Source organism: Falsiroseomonas sp., assembly GCF_041690465.1.
Classification (GTDB): domain Bacteria; phylum Pseudomonadota; class Alphaproteobacteria; order Acetobacterales; family Acetobacteraceae; genus Falsiroseomonas.
Map to the genome: position 1 here is coordinate 16,575 of NZ_JAWLHG010000020.1, position 16,067 is coordinate 32,641.

A 16,067-nucleotide genomic window follows, 5' to 3' on the forward strand; every position below is an offset into this window, starting at 1 on the left:
CGCAGCTCCCAGTTAGGCTCTCGAGTGAAACGGATGCGGGGGGAGTGTCTGATGCCGAGCGGGTCGTCGGTCCAGGAGAGGCTTGCGAAGCGGATCGCCGCCCTATCCGATGAGCAGCGGGCGGCGCTCCTCGACCTCCTCGACAGTGTGCTGCCCGCCAGCCCTCTGGGACCGCGGATAGCGATCCTCCGCGGCGGCCGGCCGACCATACGGAACAGCTTCGGGAAGCTGGCCGAGGGAGGTTTCTTGGCAGACGAGGAGGGATGCGACGAATGCCGCTTCGCCGTCGAAACTGCCGACGATGCTGAGCAAAAAAGCGGCTACCAGGAGGCGTACTTCCCAACGTTCGAGCAGGCTGAGAAGGTTGCGCTCGCCCTCGCTGGTCACTTGGACGGCGAGCCCAAGTACACTCCTAGGCCGCGATATGTTTGGCTCTGCGAGCTGGGCCAGAGGATCACCACGGAGCAGACTGAGGACGGCGAGGAGGAGAGCTGGATTTGGATCTGGAAGGCCGAGCGGTCGGAAGAGGACCGTAGCCCTCGGCCGATCGTCCGCGCTGGCTTCGTCGAAAAGCGGAAATCACCTGTTGCCTACCGCCGCACCACGGTGGGCGCGCCAACTGGCGCGCCCAAACTGGGAGCGGATGGGAACGTCGAGGGCACCGCGGGCTAACACTCGGTTGGGGCTCCCGCCGACCGGCGCGCATTGCGTCTTTGGGTGACGCCTAGCCCGCCGGCCGCGAACTCGCGGGGACGCTCGTGTGAGCGTCCCCGCTGTCACCTACCGCATGCGGAGCCCGGCGGCTTCCTTGGCCTTGTATTCGGCCCACTGGCTGTAGACGATGTCAGTCACCGCCCACACCGGCACGCCGTTCGCCTCGGCCAGCATCTTCGCAAAGCTGGCGCACTCGGGGGTGGCGTTGATCGTGCCGCGCGGCGGGTTCTCGCGGCGCATGCGCAGCGGCATCGCCTCCAGCTCCACGGCACGCTCGGGCACCCCGAGTTCTGCCGCGAGCGTCTCGTAGCTCGGCGGTGCATCGCTGCGCAGCCGGCGGCGGATCAAGTCCCCCTGCTGCCGCGTGAGCCCGCTCTTCGGGCGGCGCGCGATGGTGACTGGGCTGACGTCGCCGGCGCCGGGGCCGGGTGGGGTTCCACCTTCAAACTTCACACGCGAACTCCATCGTTCCTGCCGGACCTCTTGTCCGGCGGGTCGTTGAGCGCGTCGTTCGAGGCTTGCAAGGACCGGCGTGAGATGGTCAAACTTCTCACGCGGCTGATCAGAGACAACAGCAAGCTCGCGCCGGGACGCGGGTCCGGCACGAACGGGGGGGTCGGGCGTTGGTAGCGCCCGGCTCCCCTCCTCTGGCGCCAACATACATCCGGAGAGGGAGTCGGGTGAACCCTTCGGTTGTCCCGCGCCCCGATATGCTGACGCCACCGGTGTATATAGCCGCAGCATACCTGGAACACCAGGCGAACGTGGGCACCTTTGATCCTGGCCGCCCACCTCGAAGCATATGCTTGAGCGGCTCGCAGAACGCGGGTGGCCGCCCTGGTCGCTGGAAGCGGCGGCCAATGGGATACGCATAGAATTTCCGGGCGCCTACATCGTTTTAGCCCCTACCCCCTCGAAACGCGGGCCGGGGGGGGCGCCGATGGGGGTGACATCGCTGCGCTCGCTGGCTGCGTCCACCTCGAGAGCCGGGAGGGGCGGCCACACGTGCCGCAGTCATGACCCCGGCCTCTGCACTCCGCGTCAAGTGCGTGCCGGAGCTGAGCCTTTGTGTGGCGGTGGCCGCCGAGCGGCCGCGGTACCCAACCGACGCGGCGTTCAGCGGCGCCGGCACCGGCGACAACGGGGGGCAGGCTTGGGCTGTCGGAGAGTGGGAGCGGCAGCTGCAGGAGCATCGATCGCCCCCGGCCAGGCGCATGGGGCGCCTGCTGAGGCGGGATGGCGAGCTGATGGAGAGGGCTCAGGACGTGATACTGGCGGTCGCGGGCGACGGCACGCCGGTGCCGGCGGCCCCCGCGAAGTGCTGTGTCGCGGGCGCCTTCGGCGGCGGCTAAAGAAAGGCGCGCATCGCGATGCGGGAGCTGGCCGGCAGCATGCCGCCAGACGAGCTGAACTCCGACGGGTGCCTGCTGGCAATCGTCCCGCAACGCAGATCCCAAACCGCATGAACCACGGCCGCCGCTGCCAGGTTGGAATTGCTGCTCTGATTGGCGCGCGCGTCGGCGTCAGCCGCGCCGTCGCGCTCGATGAACTGCTGCTATGCGAGCGGAAGCCGCGAGGCCGCTGCACACGCCTGTTGGGGCCGATGTTGGGGCGGCGGCGGCCGGCTGCGAAAGAAAAGCAGCATTATCAGTATGTTCGGCGGTGGACGGTGGTGGAGCTGAGGGGAATCGAACCCCTGACCTCGTCATTGCGAACGACGCGCTCTCCCAACTGAGCTACAGCCCCGCACGTCCCAGCGGACGGTTGAGGGCGCGGGTTATCGTCGGGCCGCGAGGGCAAGTCAAGGCACCGGGACGGCGCCTTGTTCGGCGCTGCCGCCGCCACTAGGTTCCGGGCTCGGAAATCACCCCGCCGGCAACCGAGGCGCTTCCGGCCCGGCCCGAAAGCCGGCCAGGCGCACCAGCCGGGGGAGAGGCCAGGGAACCGCCGATGCTGCTCGATGCCGTGTTCTTCCTCGTGCAGGCGGGGCTCGACCTGTACTGGTGGGCCGTCCTGCTCGCGGCGATCGTGCAGACCCTCATGGCCTTCAACGTGCTCGACGGCCGCAACCGCATCGTCTGGACGATCGCCGACTTCCTCTACCGCATCACCGAGCCGGCGCTGCGCCCGATCCGCAATCGCCTGCCCAACCTCGGCGGCGTGGATCTCTCGCCGCTGGTGCTGCTGCTGCTGATCACCGCCATCTCGATCGCGGTCGCGGCGATCCGCGGCTACCTGTTGCGCGCCGGGATCTACTTCTGATCAGAACGCCCGGCGCATGGCGGCGACGACGCGGGCCACGTCCTCGGCCGTCAGATACGGGTGCATCGGCAGCGACATGATGCGCCCGCACAGCATCTCCGAAACTGGCAGCGCCGGCGGACCGCCGGGGGCGACCGAGGCGGCATGCGCCGGCGCATAGGCCGGCTGGTGGTGCAGCGGCTTCGGGTAGTAGATCGCGGTCGGCACGCCGGCGGCCTTGCACACCTCCTGCACGCGCTCCCGCGCCGCCGTGTCGGGCAGCAGCACGGAATAGAGGCCCCAGGCGTGCTCGGCGCCCGGCGTCGTCACCGGCAGCTGCAAGGGCAGGCCCGCCAGGGCCTCGGCATAGAGCGCCGCAACCTTCGCGCGCGCGGCCAGCTCACCCTCGAACAGCGGCAGCTTCGCCAGCAGCACCGCCGCCTGCATGGTGTCGAGCCGGCCGTTCATGCCGGTGCGCAGCACCTCGTAGCGGCTCTTGCCCTCGCCATGCGTGCGCAGCTGGCGGTAGAGCTCCGCGCGCTCGGCTGAATCGGTCAGCAGCGCGCCGCCATCGCCGTAGCAGCCCAGCGTCTTGGTCGGGTAGAAGCTCAGCGCCGCGGCATGGCCCCAGCGGCCGAGCCGCTTGCCGTGCAGCGCGGCGCCGAAGGCCTGCGCCGCGTCGTCGAGCGCGAACATGTCGTGCTTCGCGCAGATCGCCTCGATCGCCGGCCAGTCCGCCGGCAGGCCGAACAGGTCCACGCCGATCACCGCGCGCGGCCGCAGCCGGCCGTCCTTCGCCACCAGCGCGATGCGGCGCTCCAGGTCGGCCAGGTCCAGGTTGAAGGTCACGGGGTCCACATCCACGAAGACCGGCGTGGCGCCGAGCACCAGCGGCACCTCGGCCGTAGCGGTGTAGGTGAAGGCGGGCAGGAACACCGCATCGCCGCGGCCGATCCCCTCCGCCATCATCGCGATCTGCAGCGCATCCGTGCCGGAGGAGACGCCGACCGCATGGGCGCAGCCGGCGAATTCGGCCAGCTTCGCCTCCAGCTCCCGCACTTCCGGCCCGTTGATGAAGGCGCCGCTGTCCAGCACCGCCGCCAGCCGCCGGTCGAGCTCGGGGCGGATCAGCGCCTGCTGGGCCTTCATGTCGAAGAGGGCGATGGGGCGCGAGGCGGTCATGGCGATCCGTGGGCGATGGGGTTGGCCGGTCCATAGACCCGGCGCGCGGCGCCGTCCAAATCACCGCGGGTTTCCGGGCGTTGCGGATCCGCGCCGGGGTGCCAACCAAACGTGATTGCGCGGTCGTGGCGGCCTGCTTGTATCTACCCCCGGAGGTCCAGGAGACGCCTTGTACATCTCGCTTCTGGCGCGTGTGACATCCGCGCAGTCCGGCCGGGGCTGGCGGGCGGTGCTGGTGGCGCTGGCGCTGACCGCCGCCGCCGCCGCGATACGGACCGCGATGGAGCCGTTCGCGCCGGGCACCGTGCCCTTCGCCACCTTCTTCGTCTCCACCCTGCTGGCAGCGATCCTCGGCGGGGCCCTGGCGGGCGCGGTAGCCACCATCGCCGGCGCGCTGTTTTCCTGGTTCTGGCTGCTGCCACCTTCGGGATCGTTCGGGCTGACGCCGACGAGCATCGTCAACGAGGTGCTGTTCATCGTCAGCTCCGCCACCATCGTGGCCACGGCCACCCTGCTGCGCGCGGCCCTGCGCCGGGCCGCGACGGCCGAGCAGACGCTCGGCGCGAGGCTGGCGGAGCTGCAGGCGCTGATGGATCTCGCGCCGGTCGCGATCTGGTTCGCCCGCGCGCCGGACGTGCGGGAGGTGACGCGCAACCGCTTCGCGGCGGAGCTGATGCGCGCGCCCATCGGCACCGGCACACCGCTTGCCCCGGCATCCGGGGGCGCGGGGCTCGCGAATGTCGAACTGCGCCGCAATGGCCGCCGGGTGCCGCCGGACGAGATGCCCCTGCAGCGCGCCATGCGCGGCGAGGAGAGCCACAACGAGGAATACGAGATGGTCTTCGCCGATGGCGAGGCCATTGCGCTGCTGTCGAATGCGCGGCCGGTGCGCGATGCGCGCGGCAACATCCTCGGCGCGGTGTCCGCCAGCCTTAACATCACCGCGCTGAAGGCGACCGAGCGGGCGCTGCGCGAAGCCGTCGCGCATCGCGAGCTGCTGCAGCGGGAGGCGGACCACCGCATCAAGAACTCGCTGCAGCTCGTGGCCGGGGTGCTGCGCCTGCAGCGCGGCCGGCTGGCGGAGCCGGCCGCGGCACTCGCGCTCGACGAAGCGGTTTCCCGCGTCAACGCGGTGGCGGAGGCGCATGGCGCCCTGCAGCGCAGCCCGGACCTGCGGAACGCCGATGCGGGCGCGATGGTGGCGAAGCTCTGCCGGCTCGCCGACCGGCTCAACCCGGATGTCACGGTCAGCTGCTCATGGACCGGCGATACGCATCTGGAGGTGGATCGCGCCATCCCGCTCGGCCTGGTGGTCAGCGAGTTGCTGACCAATGCGCTGTGCCACGCCTATCCCCCCGGACAGGCCGGGGTCGTGCAGGTGCGCGTGGCCGGCCCGATGGCCGAGGTGCTGGAGGTGGAGGTGCGTGACGACGGCATCGGCATGCCGGCCCCCGGCGACCGCCCCGGCAGCCTCGGCGGCGACCTGGTCCGCACGCTGAGCGCGCGCATCGGCGCGGCGGTCGAGACGGAGAGCACGCCGGGCCAGGGCGCCACGGTGCGGCTGCGCATGGCGCGCAGCCCTGCGCCGGCGGAGGACACCGAGGCGCAGCCGGAACCGGCCGCGAGCTGAGGCCGGGGGTCAGGCCGCGCCGTTCCCCGGCGGCGCGAATTCCGGCACCAGGCGAGAGAGCTCGGCCAGCGCCGCATGCCGGTCGCCCTCGATGCAGAGCGCGGCGATGCGGTCGATCGCGCGCGCCATCTCGGCGGCATCCGTGGTGCGCGGCACGGCGACCAGCAGGCCGGGGAAGCGCGTGGGGTGCGGCGGCTCCTGGCCGTGGAACAGCTCCTCGTAGAGCTTCTCGCCAGGGCGCAGGCCGGTGAAGCGGATCTCCACATCCTCCTCCGGCCGCAGCCCGGCGAGGCGGATCATGCGGCGGGCGAGGTCCACGATCTTCACCGCCTCGCCCATGTCGAGCACGAAGATGCCGCCCTCGCGCAGCTCGGGCGGTTCGTCGGCTCCGCCGGTGGAGCCGGCAAACCATGCGATTCCCCTCGCGCCAACCACGCTGGCCTGCAGCACCAGGCCGACCGCCTCGCGCACCGTCATGAAGTAGCGGCGCATGTCGGGATGCGTGACGGTCAGCGGCCCGCCGCGCTCCAGCTGGCGGCGGAACAGCGGCACCACGGAGCCGGTCGAGCCCAGCACATTGCCGAAGCGCACGGTGACCAGGCGCATGCCGCCCCCCGCGGCGGAGCCTGAAGCCGATGACATGCGGGCTTCCCGGTCCCGTGCCTGGCAGTACATCTCCGCCACGCGCTTGGAGGCACCCATCACGCTGGTCGGATTCACCGCCTTGTCGGTGGAGATGAACACCATCAGCGAACAGCCGGCCTCGCGCGCTGCATCCGCCACCACGCGGGTGCCGAGCGCATTGGTCAGCAGGCCCTCGAGCGGGTCGTTCTCCACCATCGGCACATGCTTCAGCGCGGCCGCGTGGAAGACCAGCTCGGGCCGCAGCTCGGCACAGAGGCGGCGGATGCGCTCCTCGTCCCGCACATCGGCCAGCACGGCGCGGCGCGGCACGCCCGGGTGGCGTTCGCGCAGCTCGAGGTCGATCTCGTAGAGCACGTATTCGCCGTGATCGAGCAGCGTCAGGCTGGCCGGGCCGAGGGCGGCCACCTGGCGGGCCAGCTCGCCGCCGATGGTGCCGCCGGCGCCGGTCACCAGCACGCGGCGGCCCTGCACCAGGCGGGCCATGCCCTCGCGGTCCAGCGGCACCTGCGGGCGGTCCAGCAGCTCCTCGATCTCGATCGGGCGCAGCGCGACGCGGGGCTCGGCCTCCGCCCGCTCGCCGGCGCGGCGCGCGGCGGGGCGCAGCGCCGTCAGGCTGGGCAGGCGCTTCACCGGCACGCCGTGGCGGTCGCAGGCATCCAGCAGGCGCTGCAACGCCGCGCCCTGCAACTGGGTGGTGGCGAGCGCCACCAGCGCCGGCAGCCGCCCCTCGTCCCGCAGCAGGTCGAGCACGGCAGAGGCATCCTCCACCGTCCCGAGCACTGGCACGCCCAGGATGCGCCGGCCCATCTGCCGCTCCCGCATCGAGAGGATGCCGCTGACGCGGTAGGCGATGCCGCGTTCCTGGCTCAGTGCGCGCAGGAACAGGTCGGTGCCGTCGCCGGCGCCGACCACCAGCACGCTCTGCGCCGGCGTGCCGGAAAGCGGGCCGCCGCGGCCGGCATGGCGAAGCCGGGCGGCGATGCGGGGCGCGGCCAGGGCGGCGGCCAGCAGCAGGGCATGGATCGCCGGGAAGGCCAGGTTGGGCGGGCGCCAGGCGCCCACCGCGTGCAGCAGGGCCCAGAACAGCGCCGCCGCCGCGACCGCGGCGGCCGAACTCGCCAGCAGGTCGGGCAGCGCGGCGAAGCGCCAGTACTGCCGCGGCAGGCCGAGCGGCCAGCCCGCCAGCAGCAGCGCCGCCGCACCCGCGGGCAGGCCGAGCAGCCACCACGGGCCGGGCGGCCAGGCGCCGGGCGCGGCGAGCCACACCGCGCCGGGCACGGCCAGCACGGCCAGCCCCGCATCGAGGCCCAGATTGAGCAGGATCCGATCCCGGGCGGTCGCAGCCATCGCCGCCACCCCATAGACCTTGCCGCCCGCGGCCGGAAGCCGACGCCGCCCCCGGCAGGAAGCGGCCGGCCAAGGGAGCGTGGCATGACGACGCCCGGGCCGCGTGGCATAAGCCGCCCGCCGCAGCGGGAGAGAAGGCGATGGCCGAGGGTCGGCTGGTGATCGGGACGAAGCGCTACTCCTCCTGGAGCCTGCGCGGCTGGCTGATGGTCCACATGGCCGGCCTCGACGTCGAGGAGGTGCTGGTGCCGCTGGCCGGCGGCGGCGGCACGCAGGCGATCAAGGAGATCTCGCCCAACGGGCTGGTGCCCTATCTGGAGCACCGCGGCGCGCGGATGTGGGAAAGCCTCGCCATCGCCGAATACTGCGCCGAATGCGTTCCCGGGCTCTGGCCGGCGGACCGCGTCGCGCGCGCCCATGCCCGCAGCATCGCCGCCGAGATGCATGCCGGCTTCCGGGCGCTGCGCATCGCCATGCCGATGAATCTCGGCCGCACCTTCCCAGGCCGGGGCCGCGCGCCGGAGAGCCTCTCCGACATCGCGCGGATCGAGGCGCTGTGGGGCGAGGCGCTGGCGGCGCATGGCGGCCCCTTCCTGTTCGGCCGGGACTTCACCCTGGCGGATGCGATGTATGCGCCGGTGGTCACCCGCTTCCTCACCTGGCAGCCGGAGTTGTCCGAGACCAGCCGCCGCTACTGCGCCGCGGTGCGGGAACATGCGCTGGTGGCGCGCTGGTACGACGAGGCGGCGCGCGAGCCGGCCGAATGGCTGCTGGAAAAATACGAGAGCCCGGCCGGGTGAGCAGCGAACCATGAGCACCGCCCTCGCCCTCGACCATGTCGGCATCTGCGTGCGCGACCCGGCGCCGGTCTGGGCATCGTGGGAGAGGCTGGGCTTCGCCCTCTCGCCCATCGCGCAGCAATCCGGCCGGCGCACGCCGGATGGTCCGGTGGAGCCCTTCGGCACCGGCAACCGCTGCGCCTTCCTCCGCCACGGCTATGTCGAGATGCTCGGCATCCTGGACCCTTCGCTGTTCGCCAATGGCGTGGACCGCTTCGTCGCGCGCTACGAGGGCATGCACATCCTCGCGCTGGGCATCGGCGAGACGGAAGAGAACCTGGCGCGGCTGCGGCGTGGCGGCCTCGCCATCCCCGGGATCTCCTGGCTGCAGCGCCCGGTGGAGCCCGGCGGGCCGATCGCGCGCTTCGCCCGCCTGCCCTTCCCCGACGCGCCGGAGGGCCGCGTGCAGCTGATCCAGCACCTGACCCCCGAACTGGTCTGGGATCCACGCTGGATGGCCCACCGCAACGGCGCCGAGGCGCTGGAGACGGCCATCCTGGTCTCCGCCGCGCCGGCCGAGACCACGGCGCGCCTGGCCCGCCTCGCCGGGCTTCCCGCCGAGCCGGACCCGCTCGCCGGCTTCCGCCTGCGCCTGCCCGGCGCGCCGGGCGCGGCGGGGCCGGATTCGCCCGCGATGGAAACCCGCATCCGCATCCTGCCGCCCGAGGCGCTGCCGCGACTGCTGCCCGGTGTTGCGGCGCCGTCGCTGCCCTTCATGGCGGGGATGGTGATCCGCACCAGCGACAAGGCCGCCGCCGCCCGCGCGCTGCTGCGCGACCTGAAGCTGGTCGAGACGCCGGACGGCGTGATGGTGCCGCCGGAATTCACCGGCGGGGCGGCGGTGGTCTTCGCGTGAGCAGCGCATCCGATCGCCGGAGGGCGGAGGCGGAGCCGAGCACCGGAGGCGTGAATCGGATGCACGGCCACACCTCCGCGATCTCCCGCTCGCTGCGGACCTACTACGCGCCCGGACGCGCGGCGGCGCTGGATGCCTTCCATGCGCGCTTCCTCGGCCCCGGCGACCTCGCCTTCGACATCGGCGCGCATGTCGGCGACCGCACCGCCAGCTTCCGCCGCCTCGGCGCCCGCGCGGTGGCGGTGGAGCCGCAGCCGCGCCTGGCGCGGCTGCTGCGCCTGCTGTTCGGCCGCGATCCCGGCGTGACGCGCATCGCGGCGCTGGTCGGCGCTGAGCCGGGCGAGGCGGTGCTGCGGCTGAACTCGGCGAACCCGACCGTCGCCACCGCCTCCGACGCCTTCGTCGCCGCCGCCGCCGGCGCGCCGGGCTGGGAGGGGCAGGTCTGGGACGCCGCGCTGCACCTGCCGGTCACCACGCTCGATGCGCTGGCCGCCGCGCACGGCCTGCCGGACTTCATCAAGATCGACGTCGAGGGCTATGAGGCCACGGCGCTGGCCGGCCTCACCCGCGCGCCGCGCGCGCTGTCCTTCGAGTTCACCACCATCCAGCGCGCGGTCGCGGCATCCTGCCTGGAGCGGCTGCACGCACTCGGCTACCGCGCCTTCAACGCCTGCCTCGGCGAGGCGATGGCGTTCGTCCATGCCGCGCCACTCGATGCCGCGGCGATGGCCGCCTGGATCGCCGCGCTGCCGCACGACGCCAATTCCGGCGATGTCTATGCCAGCCGGGAGCCGGCGCGGCTGGTCCGGTGATCCAGCTCCAGAACCTGCTGCAGCATCTCGGCTTCGCCGTCCTGCTGGCGGCGATCTCGGCCGGGGCGGTGCGGCTGATGATCGCCTTCCCGATCCTCGACCACCCCAATGCCCGCAGCGCGCATGCGCGCCCGACGCCGCGCGGCGGCGGGGTGGGCGTGGTGCTCGCCTTCGTCGCCGGCATGGTCGTGCTCTACGCCGAGGCGCGCTTCGCCCGCATCGCCGATGCGCAGTTCCTCGGCGTGATCGTCGCCGCGGCCGTGATCGCCGGGGTGGCGCTGGTGGACGATGTGCGGCACCTCTCGGCGCGGCTCCGGCTGCTCGCGCAATGCGGCGCGGCGCTGGTGGCGCTCGGCAGCGGGCTGATCGTGACGAAGCTCGCCCTGCCCTATGTCGGCGTGGTGGAGCTCGGCTGGCTCGGGCCGTTGCTCACCCTGATCTGGATCGTCGGCTGCACCAATGCGGTGAACTTCATGGACGGGCTGGACGGGCTGGTCGGCGGCACGCTGTTCGTCGTCGCCGCCGCACTCTGCCTGATCGCCGCGCAGCAGGAAGCCTGGTTCGTCTATGCCGCGGCGCTGTTCCTCGCCGCCGGCTTCGCGGGCTTCCTGCCGTTCAACCTGCACCCGGCGCGCATCTTCATGGGCGATGTCGGCAGCCAGTTCGCCGGCTTCGTCGTCGCCGTGCTGGCGGTCTCCGCGGCGCGTTTCGACGCGTTGCAGCTTTCCTTCCTGATCGTGCCGCTGCTGATGTTCGGCCTGCTGTTCGACGCCGCCTTCACCCTGGCGCGCCGCGCGCTGATGGGCGAGCGGCTGGCCGAGGGGCACCGGACGCATCTGTATCAGCTGGCGCAGCGTGCCGGCATGGGCGTGCGGGCGGTGGCGGCGATCCATTGGAGCTTCGCGCTGTTCCACGCCGCGCTGGCGTGGACGTTCCTGGCCATGTCGCCCTGGGCGAAGCCGCTGGTGGTGCTGCCGGCGCTGGCGGTGCAGCTGGTCTGGCTCGGCCATGTGGCGCGGCGCGTGCGGCGCGCGGGAATCGGCTGGCGGTAGCCCCCGATCATCCCGCGCGTACGCAACGCGTTGTGCTCGGGGCTAGGCCGCGATCGCCCTGGATGTGCACGCCGCAGGCGGGCACGCCAGGACGTGAATCGCCGGGTCTAAGCCGCCTGCCGGCAGGGTGCCTGCGCCACCATCGCCTCCAGCGCGGTTACCAGCGCATCCGGCGGCTCGGCGGCAGCGATCGCCGCGCCGAGCGCCGCGGCCGCTGCCGCGAAGCGCGGGTCGGCCAGCAGGGTCTCGATCGCGGCGCGCAGCTCCGCCACCGGCGCATCGGGCGGGAGCCGCAGCCCGGCGCCGCGCGCAACGACGCGCGCCGCGTTGTCGTTCTGGTCGCGACCCATCGGCAGGCAGAGCATCGGGCGCCCATGCGCCAGCGCGCGCATCACCGTGCCATGGCCGCAATGCGTGACCACCAGCGCAGCCTCCGCCATCAGCGCGTCGTGCGAGGCGCGCTCCTGCACCACCGCATTGGCCGGCACGCGCAGGGCGGCGCCGGCCAGCGCCGGGCCCAGCGTCGCCACCACCTGCACCGGCAGGCAGGCGGCTGCGTCGAGCACGGACTGGATCACGCCGGCCTGGTCCTGGAAGGTCGTGCTCATCGCCACCAGCAGCAGCGGCCGCGCGTCGCGCCAGGGGATGGTCCATCCTTCCGCCCAGGCCGGCTCCTCGAGCAGCGGCCCGACATGGCACATGCCGGCCGGCAGGGCCTCCACCGGGAAGTCGAAGGCGCGGCTGGTCGCCAGCAGCACCTTGCGCGCCGCGCGCAGCTGGTCGAAGGCGTCGGCGAGCGGCGCCAGGCCGAGGGCGGCGCGCGCCGCGTTCAGCGTCGGCAACCGCGCGGCGAGCTGGCCGCCGAGCCAGGCCGCCGCCGCCTCGGCCATCGCGTGCTCCTCCGGCGTGGTGGGCGGCGCGAGGCCGGGGCCCATCGGCGGCAGGCCGGGGATGGGCAGCACGCTGAGGTTGGGCGCCAGCACCGCCAGCGGCGTGCGGCTGGCCTCCGCTGCCATCATCGGCCCGAACAGCAGGTCGTTGCTGACCACCGCGTCGGTCGGCGCGCGGCGCAGCTCGGCCAGGGTGTCGGCGGCATACAGGGCGGCCGGACCGACCATGATCCGGTCCAGCACGCGGGTGAGCCCGGCGCCCGGCTCCTTCGGGATCCAGTCCTGCAGCAGGTCGGTCTCGGGCCGGCGGTCGGGGCGGTTCGGCGCCGTCTCCCACGGGCGGAACAGGCCGCCGGCGGCCTCGACATCCTCGCGCATTGACCAGTCGCCGAGCACGCGCGCGCGGTGCCCGCGGGCGACCAGCCGGCGCACCGCGCCGGCCATCGGTGCGACGTTGCCGCCGCCTTCCCATCCGGCGAAGAGGAACTCACGCATCACGCTGCCTTTCCTGCTGGAGGATGCCGATGATCAGGCTGGCCACCATCTCCTCCACCTCGGCGGCGGTGCGGCGCCGGTCGCGCCGCAGCAGCTTCCAGGTGAAGACGTCGGTGGCCACGACGAGCTGGTCGAGCAGCACCTCCCGCCGCGGCGGCGGGAGGGCGGAGAGCGCCTGCGCGAAGGCCTCGGCGACCCAGCGGCGATGCCAGGCGCGCCCGGTGTCGAGCAGCGCCGCCATGGGCGGGTAGCGGCCTTCCTGCGCCAGCAGGCGCATCACCATGTCGCCGCTGGCCTCGTAGTCCTGCACCACCGCGCGGGCGACGGCGCGTGCGCCCGCGCCGGGCGGCAGGCTGCGGCGCAGCACCACCTCCCGGCCGATGCGCTCCGTCACCGCGGCCAGCAGCCCTTCCTTGCCGCCGAACAGGCGGATCGCCGTCTGGCGCGTGGTGCCGGCGGCGGCCGCGACCTCGTCCAGCGTGATCTCCTCCATCCAGCTTCGCCCGATCGCGGCTGCGAAGGCCGCGACGAGGCGCCGCCGCGTTTCCTCGGTGGCGGCGGCGCGGGCGACCTGGCGGTAGGGGCGGGTGGTGGCGGACATTGGCGATACTTCACGTTATCCGAATAACGCACGGTTACGCCAATAGCCGCGCTGACGCAAGCGGAATCCGCGCTGCGACGGGGCGGCTCGGGGCCGGCAGGATGGGGTTGAGGAAGTCCGGCCCGGAGCCCGCGAATGCGGACAGCCGGCGGAGCTACCGGATTTCGATGACCAGCAGCGGCAGCCCGTCGCCGGCCCATTGCTCGCTGCGCCGCACCGTGCCGCTCGCGGCCTCCGCCCAGAAGCGGTTGGTGAAGGAAAGCCCGCCGCCGCGGCAGCGCTCCTCCACCAGGATCCAGCCCGCCTCCGGCTGGCCGCGCAGCGTGCAGTCCAGCGCGACGCCGAAGCGCATGGAGCCGGGTTCGCGGTCGGCGCCGGAGAGGTCCACGGTGCGCCGCGCCCGCGCCTCCCGCCCCAGCAGCGCGCGCGGGTCATCGAGCGGGTCGGGGCCGTCGAAGCGCGTCGCCATCACCATCCGCGCCAGCCCCGCCGTGGCCACCACGCGGGCGCCCTCGGTGGCGAGCGCGACATTGCCCACGCCACGCCAGACGCGACGGTCGCCGGCCTCGCTGACCGGCACCAGCAGCACGCGGCGCGGCGCCAGCAGCATCAGGCCGGCGCCCTGCGGCGCGGGCGATGGCGCCCCTGCCTCGGTCTCGGTCGCGGACGGCGCGAGGCTGCGCAGCGCCTCGCCCGCGGGGGTGTCGCCGCACGCCGCGAGGGCAGTGGCGAGCGACACCGCAAGGATGGTCAGGCCGGGCTTCTTCGCCACTGCAACGCCATCAGCGCCGCCGCCAGCGCCAGGCCGACCAGGTGCGGCTGCGGGATCAGCCCGGCCAGCAGCGCCTCCAGCGCGGCGGGGAAGATGATCAGCACGCCAGCCAGCGCCAGCGCCCAGCGTTCCCACCCCGCCAGGCCGCGCAGCAGCCAGCCCTGGGTCGCCGCCGACAGCGCGGCGAGCCCGGTCGCCGCCAGCACCACCTGCCAGACCACATCTGTCCAGCCCATGTCGCCGCGGAACTGCAGCAGCAGGCCCACGCCCTCGGGATCGGTGACGAAGACGAAGGGCAGCACGAAGGCGGGGATGGTGTATTTCCACGCCATCAGCGTGGTGCGGTACGGACCGGCGCCGGTGATCGCGCTGGCGGCGAAGGGCGACAGCGCGGTGGGCGGCGAGACCTCGCTCAGCACCGCGTAGTAGAAGACGAACATGTGCGCCGCGTAGTCCGGCACGCCGAGCTTCATCAGCGCCGGCGCGGCGACCACCGCGCAGATGATGTAGCTGGCCGTCACCGGCACGGCGAGGCCGACCACCCAGACGATCAGCCCGGTGTAGATCGCCGTCACCACCAGCGAACCGCCCGCCGCCTGGATCGCGATGTCGGAGAATTTCAGGCCAAGCCCGGTCAGCGTGATGACGCCGACGATGATGCCCGCGGAGGCGCAGGTGGCGGCGATGCCCACCGCCTGCACCGCGCCGCCCGACAGCGCCGCCGCCAGCCGCCGCGGCGTCAGCGCGGTGTCGCGCCGGATGTAGCTCAGCAGCACCGCGACGATCATGGCGTAGAGCACCGACAGCGTCGCCGAGTAGCCCATCACCATGAAGACGATGATCGCGATCAGGGTGGAGAAGTGGAAGCCGTAGAGCTTCAGCAGCTTGCCGACCGGGTCCACCTTGATCACCTCAGCCGCGGCGGCGTCGCCGGCGGCGGCGCGGGCTGCGATGCGGCGCTGGTCGAGCTCCACCATGAACAGCAGGGACGCGTAGTAGAGGCAGGTCGGGATGATCGCCATGACCAGCACGTCGAGGTAGCCGATCTTCAGGTATTCGGCGATCAGGAAGGCCGCCGCCCCCATCACCGGCGGCGACAGGATGGCGCCCATGCCGCCGGCCGCGAGCAGCCCGCCGGCATCGTCCGGCCGGTAGCCGACCTTCTTCATCATCGGCCAGGCGACGGTGCCGAGCGTGACGGTGGTGGCGACCCCCGAGCCCGACGGCCCGCCCAGCAGGAAGGAGGAGAGCACCACCGTGCGCCCCGCGCTCGTCGCCTTGCCGCCGGTGGCGGCGAAGGAGAAGTCCACGAAGAACTTGCCGGCGCCGGAGGCCTGCAGGATCGCGCCATAGATGGTGAACAGCACGATCAGGCTGGCCGAGACATCCACCGCCGTGCCGAAGATGCCCTCCAGCGTCATCGTCAGGTGCGGCACCAGGCGTTCGGCGTCGTAGCCCTGGTGCTGCCAGGGGGCGGGAAGAAAATTGCCGAAGAAGCCGTAGATCAGGAAGACCAGGGCCACCACCGGCATCACCGGCCCGGTGGCGCGGCGCGTCACTTCCAGCACCAGCGCGATCAGCATCCAGCCGACGACGAGGTCCATCGGCTCGGGGAAGACGTAGCGGTCCAGCAGGTCGTCGCCGCCGCTGATCAGGTACCAGATCACATAGATGCCGGCGGCGATCAGCGCCATGTCCCACGGCATCAGCCGGTGGCGCCAGGACCGCCCGACCGGGAACAGCGCGAAGCCCAGCACCAGCGCGAAGCCGACATGGACGAAGCGCAGCGTGGTGGTGGGGACGATGTCCCACGCCGCCCACAGATGGAACAGCGACATCGCCAGCGCCACCGCCACGGCGGCCTGGCCGAGCAGGCCGGGGAGGCGGTTCTGCACCCCCTCCTCCTGCTCGATCAGGGCTTCGAGGCGGGCGGCGGTGGCTTCGTCCAATGCGCCTTTCGGCACCTCGGGCGGGATAAGGGTGGAGCTCAT

General features: G+C 72.7%; 14 protein-coding genes and 1 tRNA gene. 7 read left to right on the plus strand and 8 right to left on the minus strand.

The window, feature by feature from the left end:
- Window positions 1-51: 51 nt before the first annotated feature.
- On the plus strand, window positions 52-672 hold the full coding sequence (locus ACESM1_RS18280) for a hypothetical protein (protein WP_372622495.1): 621 nt from the start codon (window positions 52-54) through the stop codon (window positions 670-672).
- 108 nt (window positions 673-780) lie between these two features.
- On the opposite strand, the gene ACESM1_RS18285 is transcribed toward ACESM1_RS18280, so the two are convergent.
- Window positions 781-1,062 carry a hypothetical protein gene (locus ACESM1_RS18285; protein WP_372622496.1) on the minus strand — a complete coding sequence of 94 codons (282 nt, stop codon included), beginning with the start codon at window positions 1,060-1,062 and terminating at the stop codon, window positions 781-783.
- A gap of 1,322 nt (window positions 1,063-2,384) precedes the next feature.
- Window positions 2,385-2,460, minus strand: a tRNA-Ala gene (locus tag ACESM1_RS18290).
- 204 nt (window positions 2,461-2,664) lie between these two features.
- Between ACESM1_RS18290 and ACESM1_RS18295 the strand changes: the two genes are divergently transcribed.
- Window positions 2,665-2,976 (plus strand): YggT family protein, encoded by a 312-nt coding sequence (locus ACESM1_RS18295; RefSeq protein WP_372622498.1) that lies wholly within the window; start codon window positions 2,665-2,667, stop codon window positions 2,974-2,976.
- Here ACESM1_RS18295 and ACESM1_RS18300 read toward each other — a convergent pair whose 3' ends face one another.
- Complete coding sequence (locus ACESM1_RS18300) at window positions 2,977-4,137, minus strand: DegT/DnrJ/EryC1/StrS family aminotransferase (RefSeq protein ID WP_372622500.1); 1,161 nt, start codon at window positions 4,135-4,137, stop codon at window positions 2,977-2,979.
- 169 nt (window positions 4,138-4,306) lie between these two features.
- On the opposite strand from ACESM1_RS18300, the gene ACESM1_RS18305 reads away from it, so the two are divergent.
- A complete protein-coding gene (locus ACESM1_RS18305; protein WP_372622502.1) occupies window positions 4,307-5,767 on the plus strand; it encodes a sensor histidine kinase in 1,461 nt (486 codons plus the stop codon).
- A gap of 9 nt (window positions 5,768-5,776) precedes the next feature.
- Here the strand turns inward: ACESM1_RS18305 and ACESM1_RS18310 are convergent, their stop codons facing one another.
- Complete coding sequence (locus ACESM1_RS18310; RefSeq protein ID WP_372622504.1) at window positions 5,777-7,759, minus strand: polysaccharide biosynthesis protein; 1,983 nt, start codon at window positions 7,757-7,759, stop codon at window positions 5,777-5,779.
- Window positions 7,760-7,899: 140 nt separating this feature from the next.
- Here ACESM1_RS18310 and ACESM1_RS18315 point away from each other — a divergent pair, with 140 nt between their 5' ends.
- The 4 genes from ACESM1_RS18315 to ACESM1_RS18330 are packed head-to-tail and all read left to right on the plus strand — an operon-like array spanning window position 7,900 to window position 11,318.
- On the plus strand, window positions 7,900-8,559 hold the full coding sequence (locus ACESM1_RS18315; RefSeq protein WP_372622506.1) for a glutathione S-transferase family protein: 660 nt from the start codon (window positions 7,900-7,902) through the stop codon (window positions 8,557-8,559).
- A gap of 10 nt (window positions 8,560-8,569) precedes the next feature.
- The gene (locus tag ACESM1_RS18320; RefSeq protein ID WP_372622508.1) at window positions 8,570-9,454 is read left to right on the plus strand and encodes a VOC family protein; all 885 of its coding nucleotides are present in this window, start codon (window positions 8,570-8,572) and stop codon (window positions 9,452-9,454) included.
- A 59-nt stretch (window positions 9,455-9,513) separates the two neighbouring features.
- Entirely contained in the window at window positions 9,514-10,266 is a 753-nt protein-coding gene (locus ACESM1_RS18325) for an FkbM family methyltransferase (protein WP_372622510.1), read from the plus strand.
- Window positions 10,263-11,318, plus strand: a complete 1,056-nt coding sequence (locus ACESM1_RS18330; protein ID WP_372622512.1) for a glycosyltransferase family 4 protein — start codon at window positions 10,263-10,265, stop codon at window positions 11,316-11,318. Before ACESM1_RS18325 ends, ACESM1_RS18330 begins: the two co-directional genes overlap by 4 nt.
- A gap of 107 nt (window positions 11,319-11,425) precedes the next feature.
- Here ACESM1_RS18330 and ACESM1_RS18335 read toward each other — a convergent pair whose 3' ends face one another.
- From ACESM1_RS18335 to ACESM1_RS18350, 4 genes are all read right to left on the minus strand, one after another.
- A complete protein-coding gene (locus tag ACESM1_RS18335; protein ID WP_372622514.1) occupies window positions 11,426-12,703 on the minus strand; it encodes a nucleotide disphospho-sugar-binding domain-containing protein in 1,278 nt (425 codons plus the stop codon).
- The gene (locus ACESM1_RS18340) at window positions 12,696-13,304 is read right to left on the minus strand and encodes a TetR/AcrR family transcriptional regulator (protein WP_372622515.1); all 609 of its coding nucleotides are present in this window, start codon (window positions 13,302-13,304) and stop codon (window positions 12,696-12,698) included. The genes ACESM1_RS18335 and ACESM1_RS18340 overlap by 8 nt, the downstream gene beginning before the upstream one ends.
- A 154-nt stretch (window positions 13,305-13,458) precedes the next feature.
- A complete protein-coding gene (locus ACESM1_RS18345) occupies window positions 13,459-14,076 on the minus strand; it encodes a YjbF family lipoprotein (protein WP_372622517.1) in 618 nt (205 codons plus the stop codon).
- Window positions 14,055-16,067 (minus strand): TRAP transporter permease, encoded by a 2,013-nt coding sequence (locus tag ACESM1_RS18350; RefSeq protein ID WP_372622519.1) that lies wholly within the window; start codon window positions 16,065-16,067, stop codon window positions 14,055-14,057. The genes ACESM1_RS18345 and ACESM1_RS18350 overlap by 22 nt, the downstream gene beginning before the upstream one ends.

Excerpts from the sequence above, each read along its gene's own strand:
- ACESM1_RS18350 (WP_372622519.1), bottom strand. The coding sequence starts at position 16,067 with ATGAGCTCCACCCTTATCCCGCCCGAGGTGCCGAAAGGCGCATTGGAC.
- ACESM1_RS18300 (WP_372622500.1), bottom strand. The coding sequence starts at position 4,137 with ATGACCGCCTCGCGCCCCATCGCCCTCTTCGACATGAAGGCCCAGCAG.
- ACESM1_RS18310 (WP_372622504.1), bottom strand. The coding sequence starts at position 7,759 with ATGGCTGCGACCGCCCGGGATCGGATCCTGCTCAATCTGGGCCTCGAT.
- ACESM1_RS18315 (WP_372622506.1), top strand. The coding sequence starts at position 7,900 with ATGGCCGAGGGTCGGCTGGTGATCGGGACGAAGCGCTACTCCTCCTGG.
- ACESM1_RS18325 (WP_372622510.1), top strand. The coding sequence starts at position 9,514 with ATGCACGGCCACACCTCCGCGATCTCCCGCTCGCTGCGGACCTACTAC.
- ACESM1_RS18340 (WP_372622515.1), bottom strand. The coding sequence starts at position 13,304 with ATGTCCGCCACCACCCGCCCCTACCGCCAGGTCGCCCGCGCCGCCGCC.
- ACESM1_RS18335 (WP_372622514.1), bottom strand. The coding sequence starts at position 12,703 with ATGCGTGAGTTCCTCTTCGCCGGATGGGAAGGCGGCGGCAACGTCGCA.
- ACESM1_RS18295 (WP_372622498.1), top strand. The coding sequence starts at position 2,665 with ATGCTGCTCGATGCCGTGTTCTTCCTCGTGCAGGCGGGGCTCGACCTG.
- ACESM1_RS18320 (WP_372622508.1), top strand. The coding sequence starts at position 8,570 with ATGAGCACCGCCCTCGCCCTCGACCATGTCGGCATCTGCGTGCGCGAC.
- ACESM1_RS18280 (WP_372622495.1), top strand. The coding sequence starts at position 52 with ATGCCGAGCGGGTCGTCGGTCCAGGAGAGGCTTGCGAAGCGGATCGCC.